Raw genomic sequence first — 20600 nt, forward strand, 5'->3', positions numbered from 1 at the left:
ATGATCCATCCCTTGGATTTGGAAGTACCATTAGAAAAATATTTCGGTTTTACAACATTTCGTCCAGGTCAAAAAGAAGTGATCAGCAATGTGCTGGATGAAAAGGATTCTTTGGCTATCCTTCCGACCGGGAGCGGCAAATCACTTTGTTATCAGCTTCCTTCTTTGATGAAACCTGGAATAACCATCGTCGTTTCTCCGCTCATTTCATTAATGATCGACCAGGTGAAGCAGATGAAAGCGCAGGGCATGAAGCGTGTGGCTGCCCTTCACAGCTTTCTCACAACAGAGGAACGACGATTCATCTTTCATAATCTCCGGAGTCTGGATTTATTGTACATCTCCCCGGAAATGCTGCTTATGCCGAAAATGAGGGAGGCGCTTCAAAATGTGAAGGTCTCTCTATTCGTCGTAGATGAAGCTCATTGTATCTCTCAGTGGGGGCATGAATTCAGAACAGATTACCTGAAGCTCGGCCGGATTTTAGAAGAACTCGCGGATCCCCCTCTTCTGGCTGTGAGTGCGACAGCGACTCCTCAGGTACAGGAAGATATACTTTTTCAACTGGGCAGGACAAAGGCGCAAAAACTCATCTATCCTATGGATAAGCCGAATATCCAATTGAGTATGTCGATAAGACGGAATGAATCGGAGAAACTCGAATTTCTCAAAGAATATTTGAGCCGTCAGCAAGCTCCGGCAATGATTTATTTCTCCAGCCGTCAGACGGCTGAGAAGGTTTGTTATGAATTGAAGGAGCACAACCTGGGAAGGATCGGTTTTTATCACGGGGGGATGGAACCGGTGGATCGTCAGCTTGTCCAACAGCAGTTCATGAGAAATGAACTGGATGTCATTTGTTGTACGAGCGCTTTCGGTATGGGAATCGATAAGCCGGATATCCGGTTAGTCATTCATTATCACCTGCCACCGAGAATCGAATCCTTCATCCAGGAAATCGGAAGAGCCGGCAGGGACGGGAGAGAATGCACAAGCCTTCTTTTGTATTCTCCGGGAGACGACAGGTTGCCGCGTATGTTCATCGAATCGGAATTGCCTTCCGATCATCAGGTGGAAGATTTCGTTTATTTAGCATCCGCTTATAAGAAGATTCCTGCCATAGAAGAGTGTGCAACTCTCGAATTATCTGAGTCTCAGTATAACTTTCTCAAGTATCAGATGGAGAGCTCCAAAGAGGCAGGGGTGATCGACCCGCAGACCTTACTGACAAATATGAAGCGTACTAAGAATAGAAGAGAAGAAAAAAAGCAGACACACCTGCAGCGTATGCTGGAAGTTCTTCATACCGAGGGATGCCGGAGAAACGAGTTGTATCGTCATTTCCAATCGCACGTCCAGCCACCTGAATATATCTGTTGTGATAAGTGTGATCCATCGGTGTTTGAAGTGACCTATCAGGAAAAGCAGAATCGAACGACTACGATGTCCTGGCATGAACGTTTGCAGGCCCTTCTTTTACCTGGAGGTTTCCATGACGGATAAAGAGAAACTGATCCAACAGATGTCGACGAAAGAAATAACGAAGCAATTACTTCTCTCTCAAATATTTCTTTTCCTTCTTGGAATAGTGATCAGTGCCATCTTCATGGAGTCTTTCACCGAGCACTGGAAAAGCCAGTGGGATTTTACGTTCTCAGAAGGTGTATGGTACGGGATCGTGCCTGCCCTCTTCATTATAGGCATGGACCTTTTACTTATGAAAACACTTCCTGAAAACCATTATGATGACGGGGGCATCAACAGGAAAGTATTCGAAAAGCAGTCCGTGTCCATGATTGTACTTCTTACAGCAATCGTCGCGATCAGTGAAGAAGTTCTTTTCAGAGGCGTCCTTCAGCCGATGTTCAGTTATGTAACAGCAAGTCTGCTTTTTGCGCTCGTCCACATCCGTTATTTGAAGAAACCGGTACTTTTTCTATCCGTCCTTTACATAAGCTTTCTACTCGGGTTTGTATATGAACAAACCCAAGTATTGACTTATGTTATTATCGCTCATTTCTTAGTTGACGTGACATTGGCATTGATGATCCGCTATGGAACTCAATAGTGGGAGGGGCTGCTCTGGTCATCTTTCAGGATCTCTACAGCTTCTCTGAATCGCTGGGAGTGGACGATTTCCCTTTCTCTCAAGAACTTCAGACTGTCGTTCAGGAACGGGTCATCGGACATGTTGATAATCCACTGATACGTCGCTCTCGCTTTTTCTTCGGCTGCGATGTCTTCATACAAGTCGGCGATAGGGTCGCCTTTCGCCTGAATATACGTAGCGGTCCAGGGGGAACCGGCACTATTGTTATAAAACAGAGCGTGATCATGGCTGGCATAATGGGCGCCCAGCCCCGCTTCTTCGAGTTCCTCCACAGATGCATCTTTCGTCAATTTATAAATCATCGTTGCGATCATTTCCAAATGAGCGAATTCTTCTGTTCCGATATCAGTGAGCAGTCCAATCACTTTGTCCGGGATCGAATACCGCTGATTCAAATAGCGCAGGGCTGCCGAAAGCTCTCCGTCCGCCCCGCCGTACTGCTCCACCAGAAATTTGGCGAGCCTCGGATTGCATTCACTCACCTGTACCGGATATTGAAGTTTCTTTTCATATAGCCACAAAGATATCCCTCCTAAATTTGCCAGGGCCACGGAGAATTGTTCCACGTCCATGGGTACCCCGAGTAACTTCCTCCATATTGAAGAAGTGGTCCGTAATGTTCTTCATAGTTCCGTTTCGCCATTCTGCTTTCGTAAGCGAGTTCGTTGAATTGACGAATCGCCTCCATGTCATCAGGATGAGTATCAAGATAAAGGGTCAGTTCGACGAGGGCGAAATCGATTTCCTGGATGTGTAACAGCAAATCCTTCTGTTCCTTCATTCTTCTCTTCCTCCCTCTGGCGAAAAGATCGGCCACAACGTGCCGCGCATCAAAGCTTTATGAAGCGGAAATTGAGGTAATCCTCGTGGTTGGAATCCTATGAACAACTGCGGGGGTGTGGCATAATATTTCTTTTTGACGGGAGGGCAGGGGTCGTTCGGACTGATATAAGGGTGATAAGATCTGACGAATGAATTCATGTGTCTTCCTCCTTCCGTCTGTATTTTATGAATGGCGGTGGTTGTCCTATGAACAGAAGTAAGAGCCCCTGATTTTTCTTTGCTATATTTTCTGGTATGATGAGTTAGGATTCATGAAGCTGAGGTGAATAATGTGAGAAAATTTTGGATCACTTTCCTTTTAGTGGTAGGTATCCTCCGGTATATGGGAAAGAGAGCTGTCACACCGGTAAGAAGAGAAGAGACGATACGATTGAAGCACCTGAAAGAGTCATTCACTGTCCTGTTCGTCTCAGATGTGCACAACAATCGGATAGAGGACCGAATGACAAAAGAAGATGTGGACATCGTAGTGATAGGTGGAGATTTCGTCGACAAACGTGTGTCTGACGCTACAATGAAACATAATTTAGAGGCATTGACCAAGCTGAATAAACCTATTTTTTTCATCCCTGGCAACAATGATCGGGAAAAAGAGACGCTATTTGAATTGCTGGCGACTTACGGGGTTATAACACTTTCTAACGATACGTATACGGGCGAAACGTACAGCATTACTGGACTAGATCCCTATCGGCCGGAAGGAACGACCCTCCCGCAGAAATCCAATGTCAGGCCATCTATTTTGATCGTGCACGACCCTTTCTTCATCCATGAGTGGCAGGATTACGCCGAAGATTACGATCTTGTGCTTGCCGGTCACACCCATGGCGGTCAAGTAAGATTCATGGGTTATGGTCCTTATGAACGCGGAGGATGGAAAAAGTTCGGAGGGAAATCGGTCTTTGTCAGTGAAGGGTATGGCACTTCTCTGTTGCCGATCCGCTTAGAAACCCATTCAGAATATCATGTGTTCACCATGCAAAATGAAAGTTAGCCGTTTCTTCCTATAAAGAGATGCATATATAAAGGTAAGGGGGGATGTATATGCGCGTTGAACGTTTATCCACTCATAAGTTCAAAATATTTCTGACTTCGGATGACTTGATGGAACGGGGGTTGGAGAAAGAGGAGATATGGAAAGACCTTCCTAGGGTTCATCAGATTTTCAGCGATATGATGTTAGAAGCGCAGGAAGAACTGGGAGAAGAGCTCGCTGGTGTCCTTACTGTTCAAATATATCTGCTGCAGGCTCAAGGCATGCTTGTAGTCGTTACAAAATCTGAGGAGTCTTCCACTGATGAAGACGATTTTCTGGAGATGAAAGTGACCTTGGATGAGCATAGAGAACTTATGTACAGATTCGAAGATATAGAAGATGTGATTAGTGTGACGAAAACACTCCATCGATTAGGAATGACCGGAGGTACCCTGTATTCTTATGATCATTCGTATTACCTCATCCTCGAGGACTTCGAACTGGAAGACCAGGAGAAGGATGATGTAATTGCGCTTCTCTCTGAGTTTGGAGGAGCATCGACCATGACCTCGGTCTGGCTTCAGGAATATGGAGTGCGAGTCGCTTTTCGCGAGACGGTGGAGAAATTTCATTCATTCTTCTGATGAAGAAGAATGAAACTTATCTGAAAACGCTTTCTTTTTTGGGGCGATTTGTTATGATGAAAACGGAATGGTTCCTTTTCAATCCCTTTGATTGAGTGTATACTATTCACTGAAGATGGCGTGAATTTCATATAGGAGGTTTATGTGATGGTAGCCGACAAACCAGGAGAGAAAGATAAAACGAATGTATTGACTTCTACTAGGACAGTTATTCAGGCAGCCCTTGATAAACTCGGGTATCCGAATGAAGTGTATGAACTACTGAAAGAACCTGTGCGTATGATGACGGTTCGGATACCGGTCCGTATGGATGACGGTTCAATAAAGATATTCACCGGTTATCGTTCCCAGCATAACGATGCGATAGGTCCGACCAAAGGTGGCGTAAGGTTTCACCCGAACGTCTCGGAGACAGAAGTGAAGGCTCTTTCCATCTGGATGAGTCTGAAAGCAGGCATCGTCGATCTTCCTTATGGGGGAGGAAAAGGCGGAATCGTCTGTGATCCGAGGGAAATGTCCTTCCGTGAGCTTGAAGGGATAAGCAGAGGATATGTTCGGGCGATCAGTCAAATTGTAGGGCCTACGAAAGACATTCCTGCTCCTGACGTATTTACGAATTCGCAGATCATGGCATGGATGATGGATGAATACTCCAGAATTGATGAATTCAATAACCCAGGTTTCATAACAGGGAAACCCATAGTACTTGGTGGTTCTCATGGAAGAGAGACTGCTACAGCCAAAGGTGTAACGATATGCATAGATGAAGCTGCGAAGAAAAAGAACATAGATATCGAAGGTTCACGTGTTGTCGTGCAGGGATTCGGAAACGCCGGGAGCTTTCTGGCGAAATTCATGTATGACAAGGGCGCAAAAATCGTAGGAATTTCTGATGCTCTCGGCGGTCTTCATGACCCTGAAGGATTAGATATCGATTATCTTCTCGATCGGCGGGACAGTTTCGGTACCGTCACGAATCTTTTCGATGATACGATTACGAACGAAGAGCTGTTAGAACTGGATTGTGACATCCTTGTACCTGCAGCTATCGAAAATCAGATTACAGAAGAGAATGCACACAATATCAAGGCGAGCATCGTCGTAGAAGCTGCGAATGGACCTACGACGTTAGAAGGGACGAAGATCCTGTCTGAGCGCGATATTCTCCTCGTTCCGGATGTGTTGGCTTCTTCCGGTGGAGTGACTGTCTCTTATTTTGAATGGGTACAGAACAACCAGGGTTTTTACTGGACAGAAGAAGAAGTGGAAGAGAAACTGCATAAAGTGATCGTGAAAGGGTTCGATAATGTCTATACGACAGCGGAAACAAGAAGGGTAGACATGCGCCTTGCCGCATACATGGTCGGTGTACGTAAAATGGCGGAAGCCGCCCGTTTTCGCGGATGGGTATAAGTTGATAAAGAAGAGGAAATCTCCTATCATAACGTTGATAGGAGATTTTTAACGGACGGGGAGTGAAAGATTTGCAACAAGAACAGGTGATCATCATCGGAGCCGGCCCTTGTGGTATGAGTGCTGCGATAGAAATGAAAAGGAAAGGGTTGGATCCCCTTTTGATAGAGAAAGGGAATATCGTGAATTCCATTTATCATTACCCGACGCACCAGACGTTCTTCAGTTCCAGTGAGAAACTGGAGATTGGGAATATCCCGTTCATTTCTGAGCGTCAGAAACCGGTACGGAACGAGGCTCTTACGTATTACCGGGCTGTGTCCCAGCGTGAAGATCTAAGGATCAACACGTTCGAGCGGGTGGAAGAAGTGTCGAAAAAAGATCACGGGTATGTGCTCGAGACCAGGGGTGAAGTGACTGGAGATAAGAAAAGATATACCGCGGATTATCTCGTTGTGGCCACCGGATACTATGATCAGCCGAACTACATGGGGATTCCGGGAGAAGAGAAGGAGAAAGTCAGTCATTATTTCAAAGAAGCCCATCCTTATTTCGACAAAGAGGTCGCGGTCATAGGTGGAAAGAACTCTGCAGCTGATGCAGCATTGGAATTGGTGAAAGCTGGGGCACACGTGACGGTCCTTTACCGGGGTAGTGATTATTCGGGAAGCATCAAGCCCTGGATCCTTCCGCAGTTCTCTTCCCTGGTGGACAAGGGAATCGTGACTATGGAATTCGAAGCGGACGTGAAAGAAATCACAGATGATGAAATCATTTATGCTGTGAACGGAGAAGAGAAAAGAGTGGCGAATGATTTTACGTTTGCGATGACAGGGTATAAGCCTGATCACCCTTTCATAAAAAATATCGGTGTCGATATTGACGGGGATACGGGTAGACCGATGTTCAACGAAGAGACGATGGAGACGAATGTAAGCAGGGTATACGTAGCCGGAGTGATTGCGGCGGGATACAACAACAATGAGATCTTCATCGAAAACGGCAGATGGCACGGAGAGAAGATCGCTGCAGATATATGTAAAGAAAAAGAGCTCACCACTTAATGGGTGGCACTATTAAAAAGGCAGAAGTCCCCTTCCTTGTAAGGGACTTCTGCCTTTTTTTACTGGAACATCGAGATGAGTTCCGGACGGTTGGTTGTCATTTCAAGAGCAATCATCAGTTTCAGTCTCGCTTTCGGTCCGTTCAATCCGTTCGCAAAGATAAGTCCGAGATCCTCTAAGTGTCTGCCTCCTCCTTCATAAGCATACGTCGGCTGTACAAAACCCTGGTAACATCTTGAAACGATCAGAACCGGAACTTCCTGCAGAACAGACTTCTCGAGAGAAGGGACCATAGCAGGAGGGAGGTTACCCTGACCGAGGGACTCGAGGACGATTCCATCTACGCCGGTCTCAAGAAGAGACTCGATCATCGTTCCATCCATCCCTGCGAAAGCTTTGAGCAATACCACGTTTTTGGAAAGCTTTTGAATGGGATAGGATTCTCTGTATGTCATCTTGTGGTGGAAAAACACCTGCTGTTTTGTCGTGATTCCAATAGGTCCGTATTGTGGGCTTTGGAAAGTCGCTACATTGGAGGTGGAGGTTTTGGTCACATTTTTGGCAGTGTGAATTTCATCATTCATGACCACCAGGACTCCCTTCTCGTGCGCCTCATCGCTGCTGGCCACTCTCACTGCAGTGATGAGATTGTAGAGGCCGTCCGCACCGATTTCATTCGCGGACCTCATGGCCCCTGTAACGATGACCGGTTTTCTCGTTTGCAGAAACAAGTCGAGGAAGTACGCAGTCTCTTCTAATGTATCTGTGCCATGAGTCACGACGATCCCGTCGTACTTCTTTTCACTGAAACGCTCGTGGATCAGCTGCCCGAGTTTCAGCATATCTTCCGGTTTCATATGAGGGGAGGGGAGGTGGAAGACGGCTTCGTCCGAAATATTGGCGAAAGGGCTCACATGCTCCATAGCTTTCGAGAGAGGGTGGACGTCCGTCGTGTCCACTTCTCCGGTATCAGTATTTTCTTCCATGGATATGGTGCCACCTGTATGCAGAATTAATATATTTTTCAACTGAATCACTCCATTTCCCGAGGTCTCTACCTTTTCCTACTTTCTCATGATAATATGGAAGGGATGGAAAGGAAAGTGGGGCTTTCAAGAGTGGCGATATTAATTACAGCTGTGGCACCTATCGTGGCACTTATGACATACATATATCTGAATAAGAAAGTTGAATTAGAGCCGCTTAATCTGATCTTCCGTGTGTTCGTCGTCGGAAGTCTGTTGGTTTTTCCTATCATGTTCGTGCAGTATGGCCTCGAACAGGAGGAAGTGCTGATGCAATCGGTGTGGAAACCGTTTTTATTTGCAGGTTTTCTTGAAGAATTTTTCAAGTGGTTCTTTTTTATGTTCATTGTCTATAAACATGAAAACTTCGACCATCACTATGACGGTATCATCTACGGTGTATCCTTGAGCCTTGGATTCGCTACGGTAGAGAATATCATCTATCTCTTCTCGAACGGGATTGAAATAGCCTTTTTCCGTGCGGTATTTCCCGTGTCTTCCCATGCTCTCTTCGGTTTGATTATGGGGTATTACATGGGGAAAGCAAAGTTTCGTACCAAGAAGAAGAGGTTGAGTATAGCTCTTGCGCTTATTGTGCCGGTTTTTCTGCACGGGATATATGGGTACATGGTCAACCTGCAATCCTGGTTATATGGGCTCTTACCGTTCATGATAGTTCTATGGGTGTTGAGTATCCAACTGATCCGACTTGCCAACAAACATCATATCAGACCTTGAAGATCGTGGACCGTCAATGGAATTGGCGGTTTTTTTCATGGGAATGAAAATAATTCAAATCTCCCGAATAAAGCGGGCACGTAGACGCATGATAAGAGAAAGAGAGCGAAGGGGTGAACGGATTGAGAACCATAGCTATGTTTCTGCTGTTATCAGCACTTATGAGTACCAGTGCCAGCGGGTTCAGCGACCAAATCATTCAACAGGGAGCAGTAGGAGAAGATGTCATCGAGCTTCAGGCAAGATTGAAACACGTCGGCTATTACACGGGGGAGGTCGATGGAATATTCGGATGGGGTACCTATTGGGCCGTGCGGAATTTCCAATATGAATTCGGGATGGAAGTGGATGGGCTGGTAGGTCCTGATATGAAAGCGAGATTGGAGAGAGTAAGTACTTACGACCCTGGAAAGTACAAAAATCGAGGTCAGAATGCCGGTCATTCGATGAGTACTCCGAGCGGATATTCTGCGAATGACATCCAGCTGATGGCGAATGCGGTCTACGGGGAAGCGCGAGGGGAACCTTACGAAGGTCAGGTGGCGGTAGCTTCCGTCATTCTGAACCGTGTGGAATCAGCGGCTTTTCCCAATTCGATTTCCGGTGTCATATTCGAACCGCGCGCTTTTACAGCTGTAGCGGATGGGCAGATATGGCTAGAGCCCAATGAAAGAGCCAGAGAAGCTGTTATTGATGCTCTGAATGGATGGGACCCTACCGGTGAAGCGATCTATTATTTCAATCCGAACACAGCAACATCAGATTGGATATGGTCCAGGCCGCAAATCAAACGAATCGGTAAGCATATTTTCTGTTATTAAAGGAGCGTACCTATGAAAAAGTGGATTATTCCTATCCTGATCACTGCTCTTTTGGCTGTAAGTTTTTGGGGATTCAATCAATACAGGGAAAAGCAGGCAGTATTAGTACAGGCAGAGAACAATTATCAAAGAGCTTTTCATGAATTGACCTATTATATCGATTTACTGAATGAAAAAATCGGGTCGGCCCTGGCAATGAATTCACGGGCGAGCCTCTCCCCTCAACTTGCAGAGATCTGGAAGGTGACTTCAGAGGCCCGTGCTGATGTAGGGCAATTGCCGCTGTCACTGCTCCCTTTCAATAAGACGGAAGAGTTCTTATTCGATATCGGGGATTTCGCCTACAATGCAGCTGTGAAAGATATGGATCAGGAACCTTTGAGTGAAGAAGAAGTGAAGAGACTCGAACAGCTATTCAAGCAATCGAAGGAAATCAAAACGAATCTGAGAGAAGTACAGAATGTCGTATTAAACGATCATCTGCGATGGATGGACGTCGAACTTCAACTTGCTACGAATGAACCCGGAGACAATACGATCATAGACGGATTCAAAACGGTCGAAAGTACTGTGGATGGTTATGATGATAGTATAGTGGAGAATGATTTAGACGATGAATTCTCCTATATTACCGGGGAGGAAGTATCAGAGGAACGGGCGAAAGAGATTGGTGCTAAGTGGCTAGGGGACGAGGAGGATTTAACGGTGACGTCTTCGAAAAAAGGAGCTAAACTTCACACATTCACCGTCTCATTTCATCAGGAGGATTCCGGCGGCTATATGGACGTCTCTAAAAAGGGTGGTCATATATTGAATCTCATGAAAACCAGGGATATAGGAGAACCGGAATTGAGTCTTTATCAGGGAGGGGAGAAAGCGGCCGCATATTTGGAGGATCTCAAGTTCGACAATGTCGAAATCGTTGAAAGCAGCCAGTTTCAACGGGTAGGGGTTTATCGTTTCGTATATAAAAAGGACGAGGTCCGCTACTATACGGATGCCATTCAAGTGAAAGTAGCACTGGATGATGGAGAGATGCTGGGTTTGACAGCGCTTGAATATATGAAGAATCACGGAGAGGACGGTATGGAAGCACCGGCGATCGACCGGGAGGAAGCCAAGAGTATGGTAAATGGCAATGTCGAGATTTTAGAAGAGCATATGGCGGTGATCAACGACGAACAGGGAGAGAAAGTATTGTGCTATGAATTCATCGGCAGAAGAGGAGATCAGACGTACAGAATCTTCATCAATGCTGATGACGGTCAGGAAGAAAAAGTGGAAATGATGAAGAGAGTGGAAGAGCAGTTCACGTCATCATCGTAATAAGCAGCTATGCTGAAGGGTTTTCTTATTGTTCTATGTGATTCGACAATAAATGAACCCTTACAGCAGGCTGCTTTTTTCCATTTTTATCTTCTCATTCCTCGCACTCTTTGCGATAATAAACATAGGAATGTTCAAGAAAGGGTGCAGAAATGGTGGAAATAGGATCGGAATTGACCCTGACTCTGGAATCCGGAGAGTCATTTTACTGCAAAGTGCACGAAAAAGAAGAAACAATGATTTACGTTGATTATCCTATACATAGAGAAACGAGAAAGACATCCTTTTTTCTCGATGGAACGGAGTTCACAATCAGTTATGTAGGAAAAGACGGAGCGGTCTATAAATTCGACTCCGAAGTGGTAGGTCGGAAAAAACTAACGATTCCTGTCCTCGTCTTCACGTTTCCCGGAGAAGAATTCCTGAAAAGGATCCAGCGTAGAAGGTACGTACGGATAGAGACGAGTATTGATGTTGCAATAGCTACGAAGAAAGAGAGCTATCACACAGTAAGCCTCGATTTGAGTGGGGGAGGAGCTTCTTTGCTGCATCCTGAGCACGCCAGGCTGATAGAGGGGAAGCGACTTCATCTGACGCTTGTCCTGCCAATGAACTCGGGAGTTTACCATTACATAAAGACTGAATCCAAAGTAGTCAGGATCAATGAAAGAAAAGGGAATAAACCCAGTACGCTGTCCGTCAAGTTCGAAGGATTATCCGAAAAGGATCGACAGCTGATTATCAAGTATGGGTTTGAACAGCAGCGGTATATGAAAAAAAGAGAGTACAGTTGACCTGCATAGCTACTCCCCCTTTTTGTATGTTATTCTTACTTACGATAAACAGATAAATATAGAAGCAAATGGAGGAACGGGTTATGTCCAAGACGATATCAATCGCGATAGATGGGCCTGCTGCAGCAGGAAAGAGTACGGTGGCCAAAAAGGTGGCACACGCACTCACTTATATATATGTGGATACAGGAGCGATGTACAGGGCTTTGACGTATAAAGTTCTGGAAGACGGCGTAGAACTATCTTCCGAAGATAATGTGTACAACGTGTTACAGAATTGCGACATTCAGTTTGAGCAATCGAAAGAAGGTCAACTGGTGTTCGTGAATGGTCAGGAAGTGACGAAAGCGATACGTACACAAGGAGTTAATGATCACGTCTCCGTTATAGCGAGTTATCCGAGCGTGCGTCAGGAAATGGTGAATCGTCAGCAGACCATGATCAAAGGAAGAAACGTTGTCATGGACGGAAGAGACATCGGAACGAAGGTGATTCCGGATGCAGACTTGAAGATTTTCATGATCGCTTCGGTAGCAGAACGGGCCAGACGCAGGCACGAAGAGAATATCCTCTCCGGTTTCGAGAGTGATCTCGAACAGTTGAAGGAAGATATCAAAAGAAGAGATGATATAGATTCGACGAGAGAAGCATCGCCGTTGGTGAAGGCTCAGGATGCGGTCGAACTGGATACGACTAGCATGTCGATTGATGAAGTCGTACAGCAGATCATAACGCTTGCTGAAGAGAGGGCTGATCTACGATGAAATTATATAAGCTCGCCAAATCTTTAGTAGCCGTAGCTTTTTATCCTCTGTACAGAATCCAGGTGGTGGGCAAATCGAACATTCCTAAAAACGGGCCGGTGATCATTTGTTCCAACCATATCTCGAACATGGATCCTCCTGTCGTAGGTATCACTTCACCAAGGACGATCCATTTCATGGCCAAGGAAGAGCTGTTTCAAAAGAAAGGTATAGGAGCGCTTCTTAGAAACATCCACGCCTTCCCTATCAAAAGAGGGATGAGAGACAGGAATGCTTTGAGGAATGGTTTGGATATACTGAAGCAGGGAGAAGTTCTCGGTCTCTTTCCTGAAGGATCAAGACAGAAGACCGGAGAGATAGGAGAAGGGTTGACGGGTGTAGGTTTCTTCGCTCTGAGGTCTGAAGCGGTCGTCGTCCCTTGTGCCATCATCGGACCGTATAAACCTGGAAAAAGATTGAAAGTAGCTTATGGGTCCCCTATAGACCTCACTGAGTTCCGTGAGAATAAATCTTCCGCAAAAGAAGTGACGGATTACATCATGGAAAGTATCAGACAATTGCATAAATTTCATCAAGAATAGCTAGGTATTACTTGACAAAAGCGCTCAAATATTAGAAGTTAGATGAAAGGATATTTTTAATAAGCAAGATTAAGTAGTGTCGGAAATTGAAGGAGGTAGCCGTAGTATGGATGAAATGAATCAAGAAGTTTCTGGTATGAAGGAATTCAACGAAGGAGATATCGTGACTGGTAAAGTAGTCAAAGTGGAGGACAAGCAAGTCCTCGTTGACGTCGGATATAAAGTGGAAGGTATCGTTCCTATCAGTGAGCTTTCCAGTCTTCACATCGAAACGGCATCAGACGCTGTGAATGAAGGAGATGACATCACTCTGAAGGTCAAAAAGATCGAAGATGATGAAATCGTTCTCTCGAAACGCGCCGTGGATGCGGATAAAGCCTGGGAAGACCTTGAAGCTAAATACGAGAACCAGGAAGTTTTCAATGCTGAAGTGAAGGATGTTGTAAAAGGCGGACTGGTCGTTGATATCGGACTGCGCGGTTTCATACCTGCATCTCTCGTGGAAACGTATTACGTGGACGATTTCGAAGAGTATAAAGGGAAAGAGCTCAGCCTGAAAGTCGTAGAGCTCGATCGTGAACAGAATCGCGTAATCCTTTCTCATCGTGCAGTAATCGAAGACGAAGAAAAAGAACAAAAACATCATGTCCTGCAATCTCTTGAGGAAGGACAGGTTGTAGAAGGTACGGTTCAACGACTGACGGACTTCGGTGCGTTTGTTAACCTCGGCGGAATCGACGGACTTGTGCATATCTCTCAACTTTCCCACGAACATGTGAACAAAGCGTCAGATGTCGTGGAAGAAGGTCAGGAGATCAAAGTCAAAGTTCTTTCCGTGGATCGGGACAACGAACGAATTTCTCTATCTCTTAAAGAGACACAGCCTGGACCATGGGAAGGCATCGGGCAAAAAGTGAGCCAGGGAGATATTCTCGAGGGTACTGTTCAACGTCTCGTTAATTTTGGTGCGTTCGTGGAAGTGTTCCCTGGAGTCGAAGGACTTGTTCACATTTCTCAAATATCCAAGCGTCACATCGCTAATCCTCAGGAAGTTCTTGAGGAAGGTCAGACAGTGGACGTTAAAGTGCTTGACGTTGATGAACAGCAGAAGCGTCTGTCTCTGAGTATCAAAGAACTTGATGAAGATCAGGAACAAAGAGAAGTAGAATCTTACCAGAAAGAAGAAGATTCGAACGGATTTTCCTTAAGCGATATGATCGGAGATCAACTGGATAAATACAAGAAATAAGAATGATAGAAGGCAAGGGGGCATGGTGCTCTCTTGCCTAAATTTGTATCTTTTAGATTTAGAGGAGTGTGTTCATGAGAGCAGAGAGAAAGCTTGATCACATCCGTCATGCACTTACTCATTCAGAAGGGCCTATCCACTATTTTGACGAGGTTCAAGTGGTTCATCAGAGTCTTGCCAGGTTGGATTGGGATCAACTGGATGTGTCTGCCCGTATAGGAGAACTTTCTGTGAGTTCTCCTCTTTTTGTGAATGCGATGACAGGTGGCGGCGGTATCAAAACGAAAGAAATCAATCAGAGCCTTGCTAAAATCGCAAGAGAAAAAGGAATAGGGATGGCAGTCGGTTCTCAGATGTCTGCTTTGAAAGACGAATCAGAAAGAGAGACGTATGAAATAGTGCGCAAAGAAAACCCTGAAGGTATCATCTTCTCGAATGTAGGAAGTGAAGCAAGCGCAGAGCAGGCAGAAAGAGCTGTTGCCATGCTCGAAGCGGACGCGCTTCAGATTCACCTGAATATCGTTCAGGAACTCGTGATGCCTGAAGGGGATCGGGATTTTTCTTCAAGGATTGAAAATATAAAAGAAATAATCCACCGTTCCACCGTTCCGGTGATTGTGAAAGAGGTCGGATTCGGCTTATCTTCTGAAACAATCGATGAACTGAAAGAGCTTGGATGTCAGTATGTTGATGTCGGTGGGAAAGGTGGGACCAACTTCTCAAGGGTGGAAAATGAAAGAAGAGAGGACCGGATCGAAGGGTTTGATCCGTGGGGAATTCCCACTCCCGTTTCAATCCTGGAGAGTCGTTCCATGCAACATGTCATCGCTTCCGGAGGGATACGTTCAGGGATTGACGGGGCTAAGGCATTGATCCTCGGAGCGGAGGCTTTCGGTATGGCCGGTCCGATGTTGAAAGCCCTGATGGAAGGTGGAGAAACAGCTTTACACCGAAAAGTCGATTTGATCCATGATGAGCTTAAGGCGGTTATGATGGTGATGAATGCTCGAACTGTGAAGGAACTGCAGGGAAAACCGTACGTTCTTCACGGGGAAACGAAGGATTGGATGAACCAGCGGAACATCTGATTTGAGAAAAAGATGAAACCAATAATGATTATCGGACAGAAGTGCATCTGCAGGACACAGGTGCCTTCTGTTATTTTTAGTGAATAAGGCCTCTCAGAAATCGTGATATTTAATCCTGACGCGGATGAAGAAATAGGTCGTTTATTCCTGCTATTCTTTGCCTATGCTAGAGAAAAAGGTGAGGAAAGGTAGGGATACATATGAATGAGTATATTCCGGCAATCATTTACGGCGTCCTTTTCGGGACAGCGCTTCGCTTATTTATGCTTCGGATCGATTACAGGCAGTACCCCACTTATTTACATGGGAGAATCATCCATCTTTCACTGGGGTTCATTGCCGCATCGCTTGGGACACTGGCTATTCCTTCCGTGATGGAAGAACAATATACAGCCGTAACTTTCCTTACGATAGCTGCATCTCAGTTCAGAGAAGTGCGTAATATGGAAAGGAATACGTTGAACGAAATGGATGCTTTCGAATTGGTTCCACGTGGGAACACTTATATAGAAGGGATTGCTATCGCCTTTGAGAGCAGGAATTATTTAGTGATTGCAAGTTCGTTGCTGGTTACCTCGTTCTATGTTTTCATCGGCTGGTATGCTGCGGTGATCGTGAGTATCATTTGTATCATCGGAGCTCAAGTTCTTATGAGTGGCTCTTCTTTAGGAAAAATCACCGAAATAGAAAGGGCGGAGCTGACTTTTAAAGGAGCCGGGCTGTACGTAGATAGTATTTATATAATGAACATCGGTCTCCCCGAAAGACAAAAAGAAATTCTTGAATATGGCATGGGCTTCATCGTCACCCCGAAATCGTTCAGCGTCCGGTCGACGATTGCGAATTTGGGACAGCGCCAGGCGATTTTACATGATTTATCCGTGACTCTGGGTGTCTTCCGCGATTCAGGTACTCCTGCTCTTGTACCTCTCATCAAAAGGGACTTGAACGATGGTCGTATCGGAGTGTTCATCCTTCCTCAGGAAAAGAATCTGGATACCGCTCTGTCGGTCCTTGCCAAAGTGCCTGTTCTTGAACATGCCGTGCAGAAACCTCATTTCAAAAAGGAGGCTTCTTCATGAAGATGGAAAAAGTGATTCTGGGAGCTGTGACTACCGAGAAATCAAGTGTGCAGGGGGGGACTCCTGTGTTTTATTGTGAAGGAAAAAAGGAAATGGAATCTATAGCTGCCAATCTTGAAGCTATTCTCGACGGGATTGCACATCGACTGACAGATGAGTTGTACATCATCGTCAAACACTAAAAGCGATTGTCAGTGACCGGAGGGTCTGCTAAAATGATAAGGTTAAGGTAAGTCAAAGTAATTATAGGGAAAGAGAAGAAAGGATGTACCTTTCATGAGGAAATCAGTTGTAGCAATAGTCGGAAGACCAAACGTAGGAAAATCTACAATATTCAACCGCCTTGTCGGAGATCGGATTTCAATTGTTGAAGATACTCCCGGGGTGACGAGAGATCGTATCTATGCACAAGCGGAATGGTTGAATCACACATTCCATGTCATCGATACGGGTGGAATTGAGCTGGGAGATGAACCTCTTCTGGTACAAATGAGAGCTCAGGCTGAAATTGCGATCGATGAATCTGATGTCATCATTTTCATGGTTAATGGAAGAGATGGAATTACTGCAGCGGATGAAGAAGTCGCTAAGTTGTTGTTCAAGTCGAACAAACCTGTAGTGCTTGCCGTGAACAAAGTCGATAATCCTGAAATGAGAGAAGCGATCTATGAGTTTTATTCTCTCGGTTTCGGAGAACCTCATCCCATTTCCGGAACACACGGCTTAGGTCTCGGGGACCTGCTGGATGAAACCGTGAATCATTTTGTGGACCTTCCGGAGCCGGAGGAAGATGATGAGACGATAAGATTCAGTGTCATCGGACGACCGAATGTCGGGAAATCTTCGTTGATCAATAGTCTTCTCGGTCAGGAGCGGGTGATTGTAAGTGATCTCGCAGGTACGACCAGAGATGCCGTTGATACCTCGTTCACAAGAGATGAGAGAGACTTCGTCATTATCGACACCGCCGGCATGAGAAAACGGGGGAAAGTATATGAATCTACGGAAAAATACAGCGTCATGCGTGCTCTTAAGGCGATTGAGCGCTCCGATGTCGTATTGACGCTGATCGATGCGGATACCGGCATCCAGGAACAGGACAAAAGAATCGCCGGGTACGCTCACGAAGCAGGGAAAGCGGTCGTCATCGTCGTGAACAAATGGGATACGATAGATAATGATGAAACATCCATGAAAGAATTCGAAGACGAAGTGCGTTCAGGCTTTCGTTTTCTCGATTACGCTCCGGTCGTCTTTCTTTCAGCCAAGACGAAGAAACGGATCCATACGCTGCTTCCTGCTGTGGTACAGGCAAGTGAAAACCACTCGAAGCGGGTATCGACGAATCTGTTGAACGAAGTGATCGTCGATGCGTTGGCGATGAATCCGTCTCCTTCCATCAAAGGACAGACGCTGAAAATATTTTATGCTACACAGGTGGCTGTGAAACCACCTACGTTTGTAGTATTCGTAAACGATCCGAACCTGATGCACTTCACGTATGAAAGATTTCTTGAAAACCGGATAAGAGAAGCATTCGGATTCGTCGGCACACCGATAAATATTTATGCAAGAAAAAGAACCTGATTACCGGGAGGGAACGTTATGGCGAAAATTGCAGTGCTCGGTGCAGGGAGTTGGGGTACCGCTCTAGCTATCGTACTGGCTGATAACGGACATGACGTAAGATTGTGGGCACATAGGCAGGACCACGCAGAAACGATGAAAGAAACGAAAGAAAATGAAAAATATCTTAAGGGTGTACAACTACCGGAGAATATTTTCATTACGCACAAGCTCGAAGATAGCTTAGAGGGGATCGACTATCTTCTGCTTGCTGTACCTACTAAAGCAGTGAGAGACGTGTGCCAAACCATGAAAAAGAACCTTACAACAAAAGTTCCGATCATTCATGCCGCTAAAGGGATTGAACCTGAGACGTTCAAAAGAGTTTCTGAAATCATCGAAGAAGAATTGCCTGAAGAACTTTACCGGTCCATCGTGGTGCTTTCGGGACCTTCTCACGCTGAAGAGGTAGGGCTCCGTCAGCCCACGACTGTTACTGTTTCCTCGAGAACACTAGAGGTTGCAGAAGAAGTTCAAGAGATTTTCATCAATAAGCAGTTCCGGGTATATACGTCTCCTGACCTTGTCGGGGTTGAGCTTGGGGGTTCCCTCAAAAATATCATAGCACTCGGAGCAGGGATTTCGGATGGTCTCGGCTACGGGGACAATGCTAAAGCCGCACTGATAACGAGAGGCCTTGCTGAAGTCGCTCGACTCGGAACTTCTATGGGAGCGAACCCGCTTACCTTTTCCGGTCTGACCGGCATCGGAGATCTGATTGTCACCTGTACAAGTTCCCACAGTCGGAACTGGAGAGCCGGTTACAAGCTCGGCAAAGGTGAACCTCTTCAGAAAGTGTTGGACGATATGGGGATGGTCGTCGAAGGTGTACGAACGACGAAAGCGGCGTATCAGCTGGCCGAAGAGCATGGGATTGATATGCCGATAACTTCCGGTATTTACCATATCCTGTTTGATAATGAGAATCCGAGAGAAATCGTAGAACAATTGATGACCCGGGTCCGTCGCCATGAAATGGAGGACCTCGTGAATATTCTCGATCAGAAAATGAAAGACTGACATCTTTCTTCCTTCTTGCATAAGATAACTATTATCCCTATGCAAGGAGGTTTTTTAATGAGTGAAGGAATCTTTGACTACCTGAAAAATCAGGCGAATATTGATAAGAGTGAAATTTATCAAATGGTCGATGCCGTCCAACATGCAGATATGAATGATGAACAGACAGTCAGACGTATCGTACGTCAGCTTTCCCGCCTCGCCAATAAACGGATCTCTTCATCGAAAGAAGATAAAATAGTCGAAGCGATAGTCAAAAACCAGGTACCGATGGACATGAAAACGCTCGAGAATTATTTGAAGTAATCTCATGAAGGGGATTATTTAGTCGCCCGGGGCCGCTTGAAGGGGTCCCGGTTTTTATTTTGACCAGACCTTCTGCTTATGCTACTATTCTTTTGACGAGTTACATAGGAGTGGAGAATAATGTCATTATCGTTGTTGAAAATGTGGATTTCCTTTGCAGGAATAATATTGATGTTTTTGGCAGTAGGGCTGATTCTGTTGAGTCGACATAAATTGAACGGTGTCTTTTCAGTGATCACAGCGTTTCTTGCTTATGCATGTATGATTGTCGGAGGTATTATTATTATGTATATTGTGCTTAGCGGTCCTACTTCATAAAGGAGAATAACAGATGAATCGAATCAAATACTTGGGGCTATTTCTGATTGTCCTATTCTTGAGCGGCTGTATGTACCCGCAGTCCGAGAAGGCTGCCAACAATCTTCCTAATGAAGCTCAGTTGGCTCAAGTCCAGAGTGCAGTGAATCAGTTCAAGGAACAGCAGAACGGATTATTACCTATTAAAACCAAGCCGAATGAAACGCCGATCTTCCAGAAGTACCAAATCGATTTCACCCGTTTGAAGGAGACGGGTCTCCTGACGACGATTCCCGGCACAGCTTTCGAGAACGGTGGCTATTTTCAGTACATTATTATAAAACCTGAGACAGAGGCTGAAGTGAAAGTCATCGATCTGAGATTGACGGAGAGGGTCAGGGACCTGGAAACGAAGTTGCACTTCTATGAACAGGGGAATACGTATACTCCTTATGATGAACAGATTGTCCCTGGAGTTTATACGCTCGACTATGAAAAGCTTAACCTGGATGCCCCTCCTACAGTCAAAAGTCCCTACACCGGGGAATTATTGCCTCTTTACGTGAACGGAAGTGGGGATGTGATTATCGATTACAGGAAAGATTTGAATACATTCCTTAAAGAGACGGATCACTCTTATCAGCCAGGGGACGACATTCGGTATTTGTTGACGGATGAGACTTCCCTTGCCCCTGCTTACAGCCCACCCTATACGATAGAGAACGGAGAACCCGTATTTATGAAAGAAGCATCGTGAAAAGCGATGCTTCTTTTTTTATAGGTAAGTTTCGTAGTAGGGTTCTTCCGTTTTTGGGCATAAATCATTTTTATAT

25 protein-coding genes are annotated in these 20600 nt (G+C 45.4%); 21 read left to right on the forward strand and 4 right to left on the reverse strand.

Annotated features, from left to right (window positions below; genetic code table 11):
• Both BLQ44_RS01440 and BLQ44_RS01445 read left to right on the forward strand, forming a co-directional pair.
• A complete protein-coding gene (locus BLQ44_RS01440; protein ID WP_245688075.1) occupies positions 1–1503 on the forward strand; it encodes a RecQ family ATP-dependent DNA helicase in 1503 nt (500 codons plus the stop codon).
• Positions 1493–2068, forward strand: coding sequence for a CPBP family intramembrane glutamic endopeptidase (locus BLQ44_RS01445; protein WP_176757386.1), 576 nt, complete (start codon positions 1493–1495; stop codon positions 2066–2068). The genes BLQ44_RS01440 and BLQ44_RS01445 overlap by 11 nt, the downstream gene beginning before the upstream one ends.
• Here BLQ44_RS01445 and BLQ44_RS01450 read toward each other — a convergent pair.
• From BLQ44_RS01450 to BLQ44_RS01460, 3 genes are read right to left on the reverse strand one after another with little or no spacing between them, the layout of a single operon-like run.
• Positions 2062–2631 carry a manganese catalase family protein gene (locus BLQ44_RS01450; protein WP_093191173.1) on the reverse strand — a complete coding sequence of 190 codons (570 nt, stop codon included), beginning with the start codon at positions 2629–2631 and terminating at the stop codon, positions 2062–2064. The two genes, BLQ44_RS01445 and BLQ44_RS01450, sit on opposite strands and share 7 nt — an antisense overlap.
• An 11-nt stretch (positions 2632–2642) precedes the next feature.
• Positions 2643–2891 (reverse strand): spore coat protein CotJB, encoded by a 249-nt coding sequence (locus tag BLQ44_RS01455; protein ID WP_093191175.1) that lies wholly within the window; start codon positions 2889–2891, stop codon positions 2643–2645.
• Positions 2888–3091, reverse strand: a complete 204-nt coding sequence (locus BLQ44_RS01460) for a spore coat associated protein CotJA (RefSeq protein WP_093191178.1) — start codon at positions 3089–3091, stop codon at positions 2888–2890. Before BLQ44_RS01460 ends, BLQ44_RS01455 begins: the two co-directional genes overlap by 4 nt.
• A 133-nt stretch (positions 3092–3224) precedes the next feature.
• Here BLQ44_RS01460 and BLQ44_RS01465 point away from each other — a divergent pair, with 133 nt between their 5' ends.
• The 4 genes from BLQ44_RS01465 to BLQ44_RS01480 all read left to right on the forward strand — a co-directional run bounded on the left by BLQ44_RS01465 (position 3225) and on the right by BLQ44_RS01480 (position 7050).
• Positions 3225–3947, forward strand: a complete 723-nt coding sequence (locus BLQ44_RS01465; RefSeq protein WP_093191180.1) for a metallophosphoesterase — start codon at positions 3225–3227, stop codon at positions 3945–3947.
• A gap of 50 nt (positions 3948–3997) precedes the next feature.
• Entirely contained in the window at positions 3998–4573 is a 576-nt protein-coding gene (locus BLQ44_RS01470) for a genetic competence negative regulator (RefSeq protein ID WP_093191183.1), read from the forward strand.
• A gap of 147 nt (positions 4574–4720) precedes the next feature.
• Entirely contained in the window at positions 4721–5986 is a 1266-nt protein-coding gene (locus tag BLQ44_RS01475) for a Glu/Leu/Phe/Val family dehydrogenase (RefSeq protein ID WP_093191185.1), read from the forward strand.
• A gap of 71 nt (positions 5987–6057) precedes the next feature.
• Positions 6058–7050, forward strand: a complete 993-nt coding sequence (locus BLQ44_RS01480) for a YpdA family putative bacillithiol disulfide reductase (protein ID WP_176757387.1) — start codon at positions 6058–6060, stop codon at positions 7048–7050.
• A gap of 59 nt (positions 7051–7109) precedes the next feature.
• Here BLQ44_RS01480 and BLQ44_RS01485 read toward each other — a convergent pair whose 3' ends face one another.
• Positions 7110–8078 (reverse strand): asparaginase, encoded by a 969-nt coding sequence (locus tag BLQ44_RS01485; RefSeq protein WP_093191188.1) that lies wholly within the window; start codon positions 8076–8078, stop codon positions 7110–7112.
• Positions 8079–8168: 90 nt separating this feature from the next.
• On the opposite strand from BLQ44_RS01485, the gene prsW reads away from it, so the two are divergent.
• The 15 genes from prsW to BLQ44_RS01560 all read left to right on the forward strand — a co-directional run bounded on the left by prsW (position 8169) and on the right by BLQ44_RS01560 (position 20524).
• Positions 8169–8813, forward strand: a complete 645-nt coding sequence (gene prsW, locus BLQ44_RS01490) for a glutamic-type intramembrane protease PrsW (protein ID WP_245688076.1) — start codon at positions 8169–8171, stop codon at positions 8811–8813.
• Between the two features lie 137 nt (positions 8814–8950).
• A complete protein-coding gene (gene sleB / locus BLQ44_RS01495; RefSeq protein WP_093192008.1) occupies positions 8951–9634 on the forward strand; it encodes a spore cortex-lytic enzyme in 684 nt (227 codons plus the stop codon).
• 12 nt (positions 9635–9646) lie between these two features.
• Positions 9647–10960, forward strand: coding sequence for a germination protein YpeB (gene ypeB, locus BLQ44_RS01500; protein ID WP_093191193.1), 1314 nt, complete (start codon positions 9647–9649; stop codon positions 10958–10960).
• Between the two features lie 155 nt (positions 10961–11115).
• The gene (locus BLQ44_RS01505; RefSeq protein ID WP_176757388.1) at positions 11116–11754 is read left to right on the forward strand and encodes a flagellar brake protein; all 639 of its coding nucleotides are present in this window, start codon (positions 11116–11118) and stop codon (positions 11752–11754) included.
• Positions 11755–11837: 83 nt separating this feature from the next.
• Positions 11838–12518, forward strand: coding sequence for a (d)CMP kinase (gene cmk / locus BLQ44_RS01510; protein WP_093191197.1), 681 nt, complete (start codon positions 11838–11840; stop codon positions 12516–12518).
• Positions 12515–13099, forward strand: coding sequence for a lysophospholipid acyltransferase family protein (locus BLQ44_RS01515; protein WP_093191200.1), 585 nt, complete (start codon positions 12515–12517; stop codon positions 13097–13099). The genes cmk and BLQ44_RS01515 overlap by 4 nt, the downstream gene beginning before the upstream one ends.
• A 106-nt stretch (positions 13100–13205) precedes the next feature.
• On the forward strand, positions 13206–14348 hold the full coding sequence (gene rpsA, locus BLQ44_RS01520) for a 30S ribosomal protein S1 (RefSeq protein ID WP_093191203.1): 1143 nt from the start codon (positions 13206–13208) through the stop codon (positions 14346–14348).
• Between the two features lie 74 nt (positions 14349–14422).
• Entirely contained in the window at positions 14423–15436 is a 1014-nt protein-coding gene (fni, locus tag BLQ44_RS01525) for a type 2 isopentenyl-diphosphate Delta-isomerase (protein WP_093191205.1), read from the forward strand.
• A 200-nt stretch (positions 15437–15636) separates the two neighbouring features.
• Positions 15637–16518: a YIEGIA family protein gene (locus tag BLQ44_RS01530; RefSeq protein WP_093191207.1), complete on the forward strand. Its 882-nt coding sequence runs from the start codon at positions 15637–15639 to the stop codon at positions 16516–16518.
• Positions 16515–16700: a capping complex subunit for YIEGIA gene (locus tag BLQ44_RS01535; RefSeq protein ID WP_093191210.1), complete on the forward strand. Its 186-nt coding sequence runs from the start codon at positions 16515–16517 to the stop codon at positions 16698–16700. Before BLQ44_RS01530 ends, BLQ44_RS01535 begins: the two co-directional genes overlap by 4 nt.
• A 94-nt stretch (positions 16701–16794) precedes the next feature.
• Complete coding sequence (gene der / locus BLQ44_RS01540; RefSeq protein WP_093191212.1) at positions 16795–18105, forward strand: ribosome biogenesis GTPase Der; 1311 nt, start codon at positions 16795–16797, stop codon at positions 18103–18105.
• 18 nt (positions 18106–18123) lie between these two features.
• Positions 18124–19164: an NAD(P)H-dependent glycerol-3-phosphate dehydrogenase gene (locus tag BLQ44_RS01545; RefSeq protein WP_093191215.1), complete on the forward strand. Its 1041-nt coding sequence runs from the start codon at positions 18124–18126 to the stop codon at positions 19162–19164.
• A gap of 57 nt (positions 19165–19221) precedes the next feature.
• Positions 19222–19470: a stage VI sporulation protein F gene (locus BLQ44_RS01550; RefSeq protein WP_093191217.1), complete on the forward strand. Its 249-nt coding sequence runs from the start codon at positions 19222–19224 to the stop codon at positions 19468–19470.
• A gap of 120 nt (positions 19471–19590) precedes the next feature.
• On the forward strand, positions 19591–19788 hold the full coding sequence (locus BLQ44_RS01555; RefSeq protein WP_093191220.1) for a DUF2768 domain-containing protein: 198 nt from the start codon (positions 19591–19593) through the stop codon (positions 19786–19788).
• A gap of 13 nt (positions 19789–19801) precedes the next feature.
• Positions 19802–20524, forward strand: coding sequence for a hypothetical protein (locus BLQ44_RS01560; RefSeq protein ID WP_093191222.1), 723 nt, complete (start codon positions 19802–19804; stop codon positions 20522–20524).
• Positions 20525–20600: the final 76 nt, after the last annotated feature.

The sequence above is a fragment of the Salimicrobium halophilum genome (genome assembly GCF_900100295.1).
Lineage (GTDB): Bacteria > Bacillota > Bacilli > Bacillales > Halobacillaceae > Salimicrobium > Salimicrobium halophilum.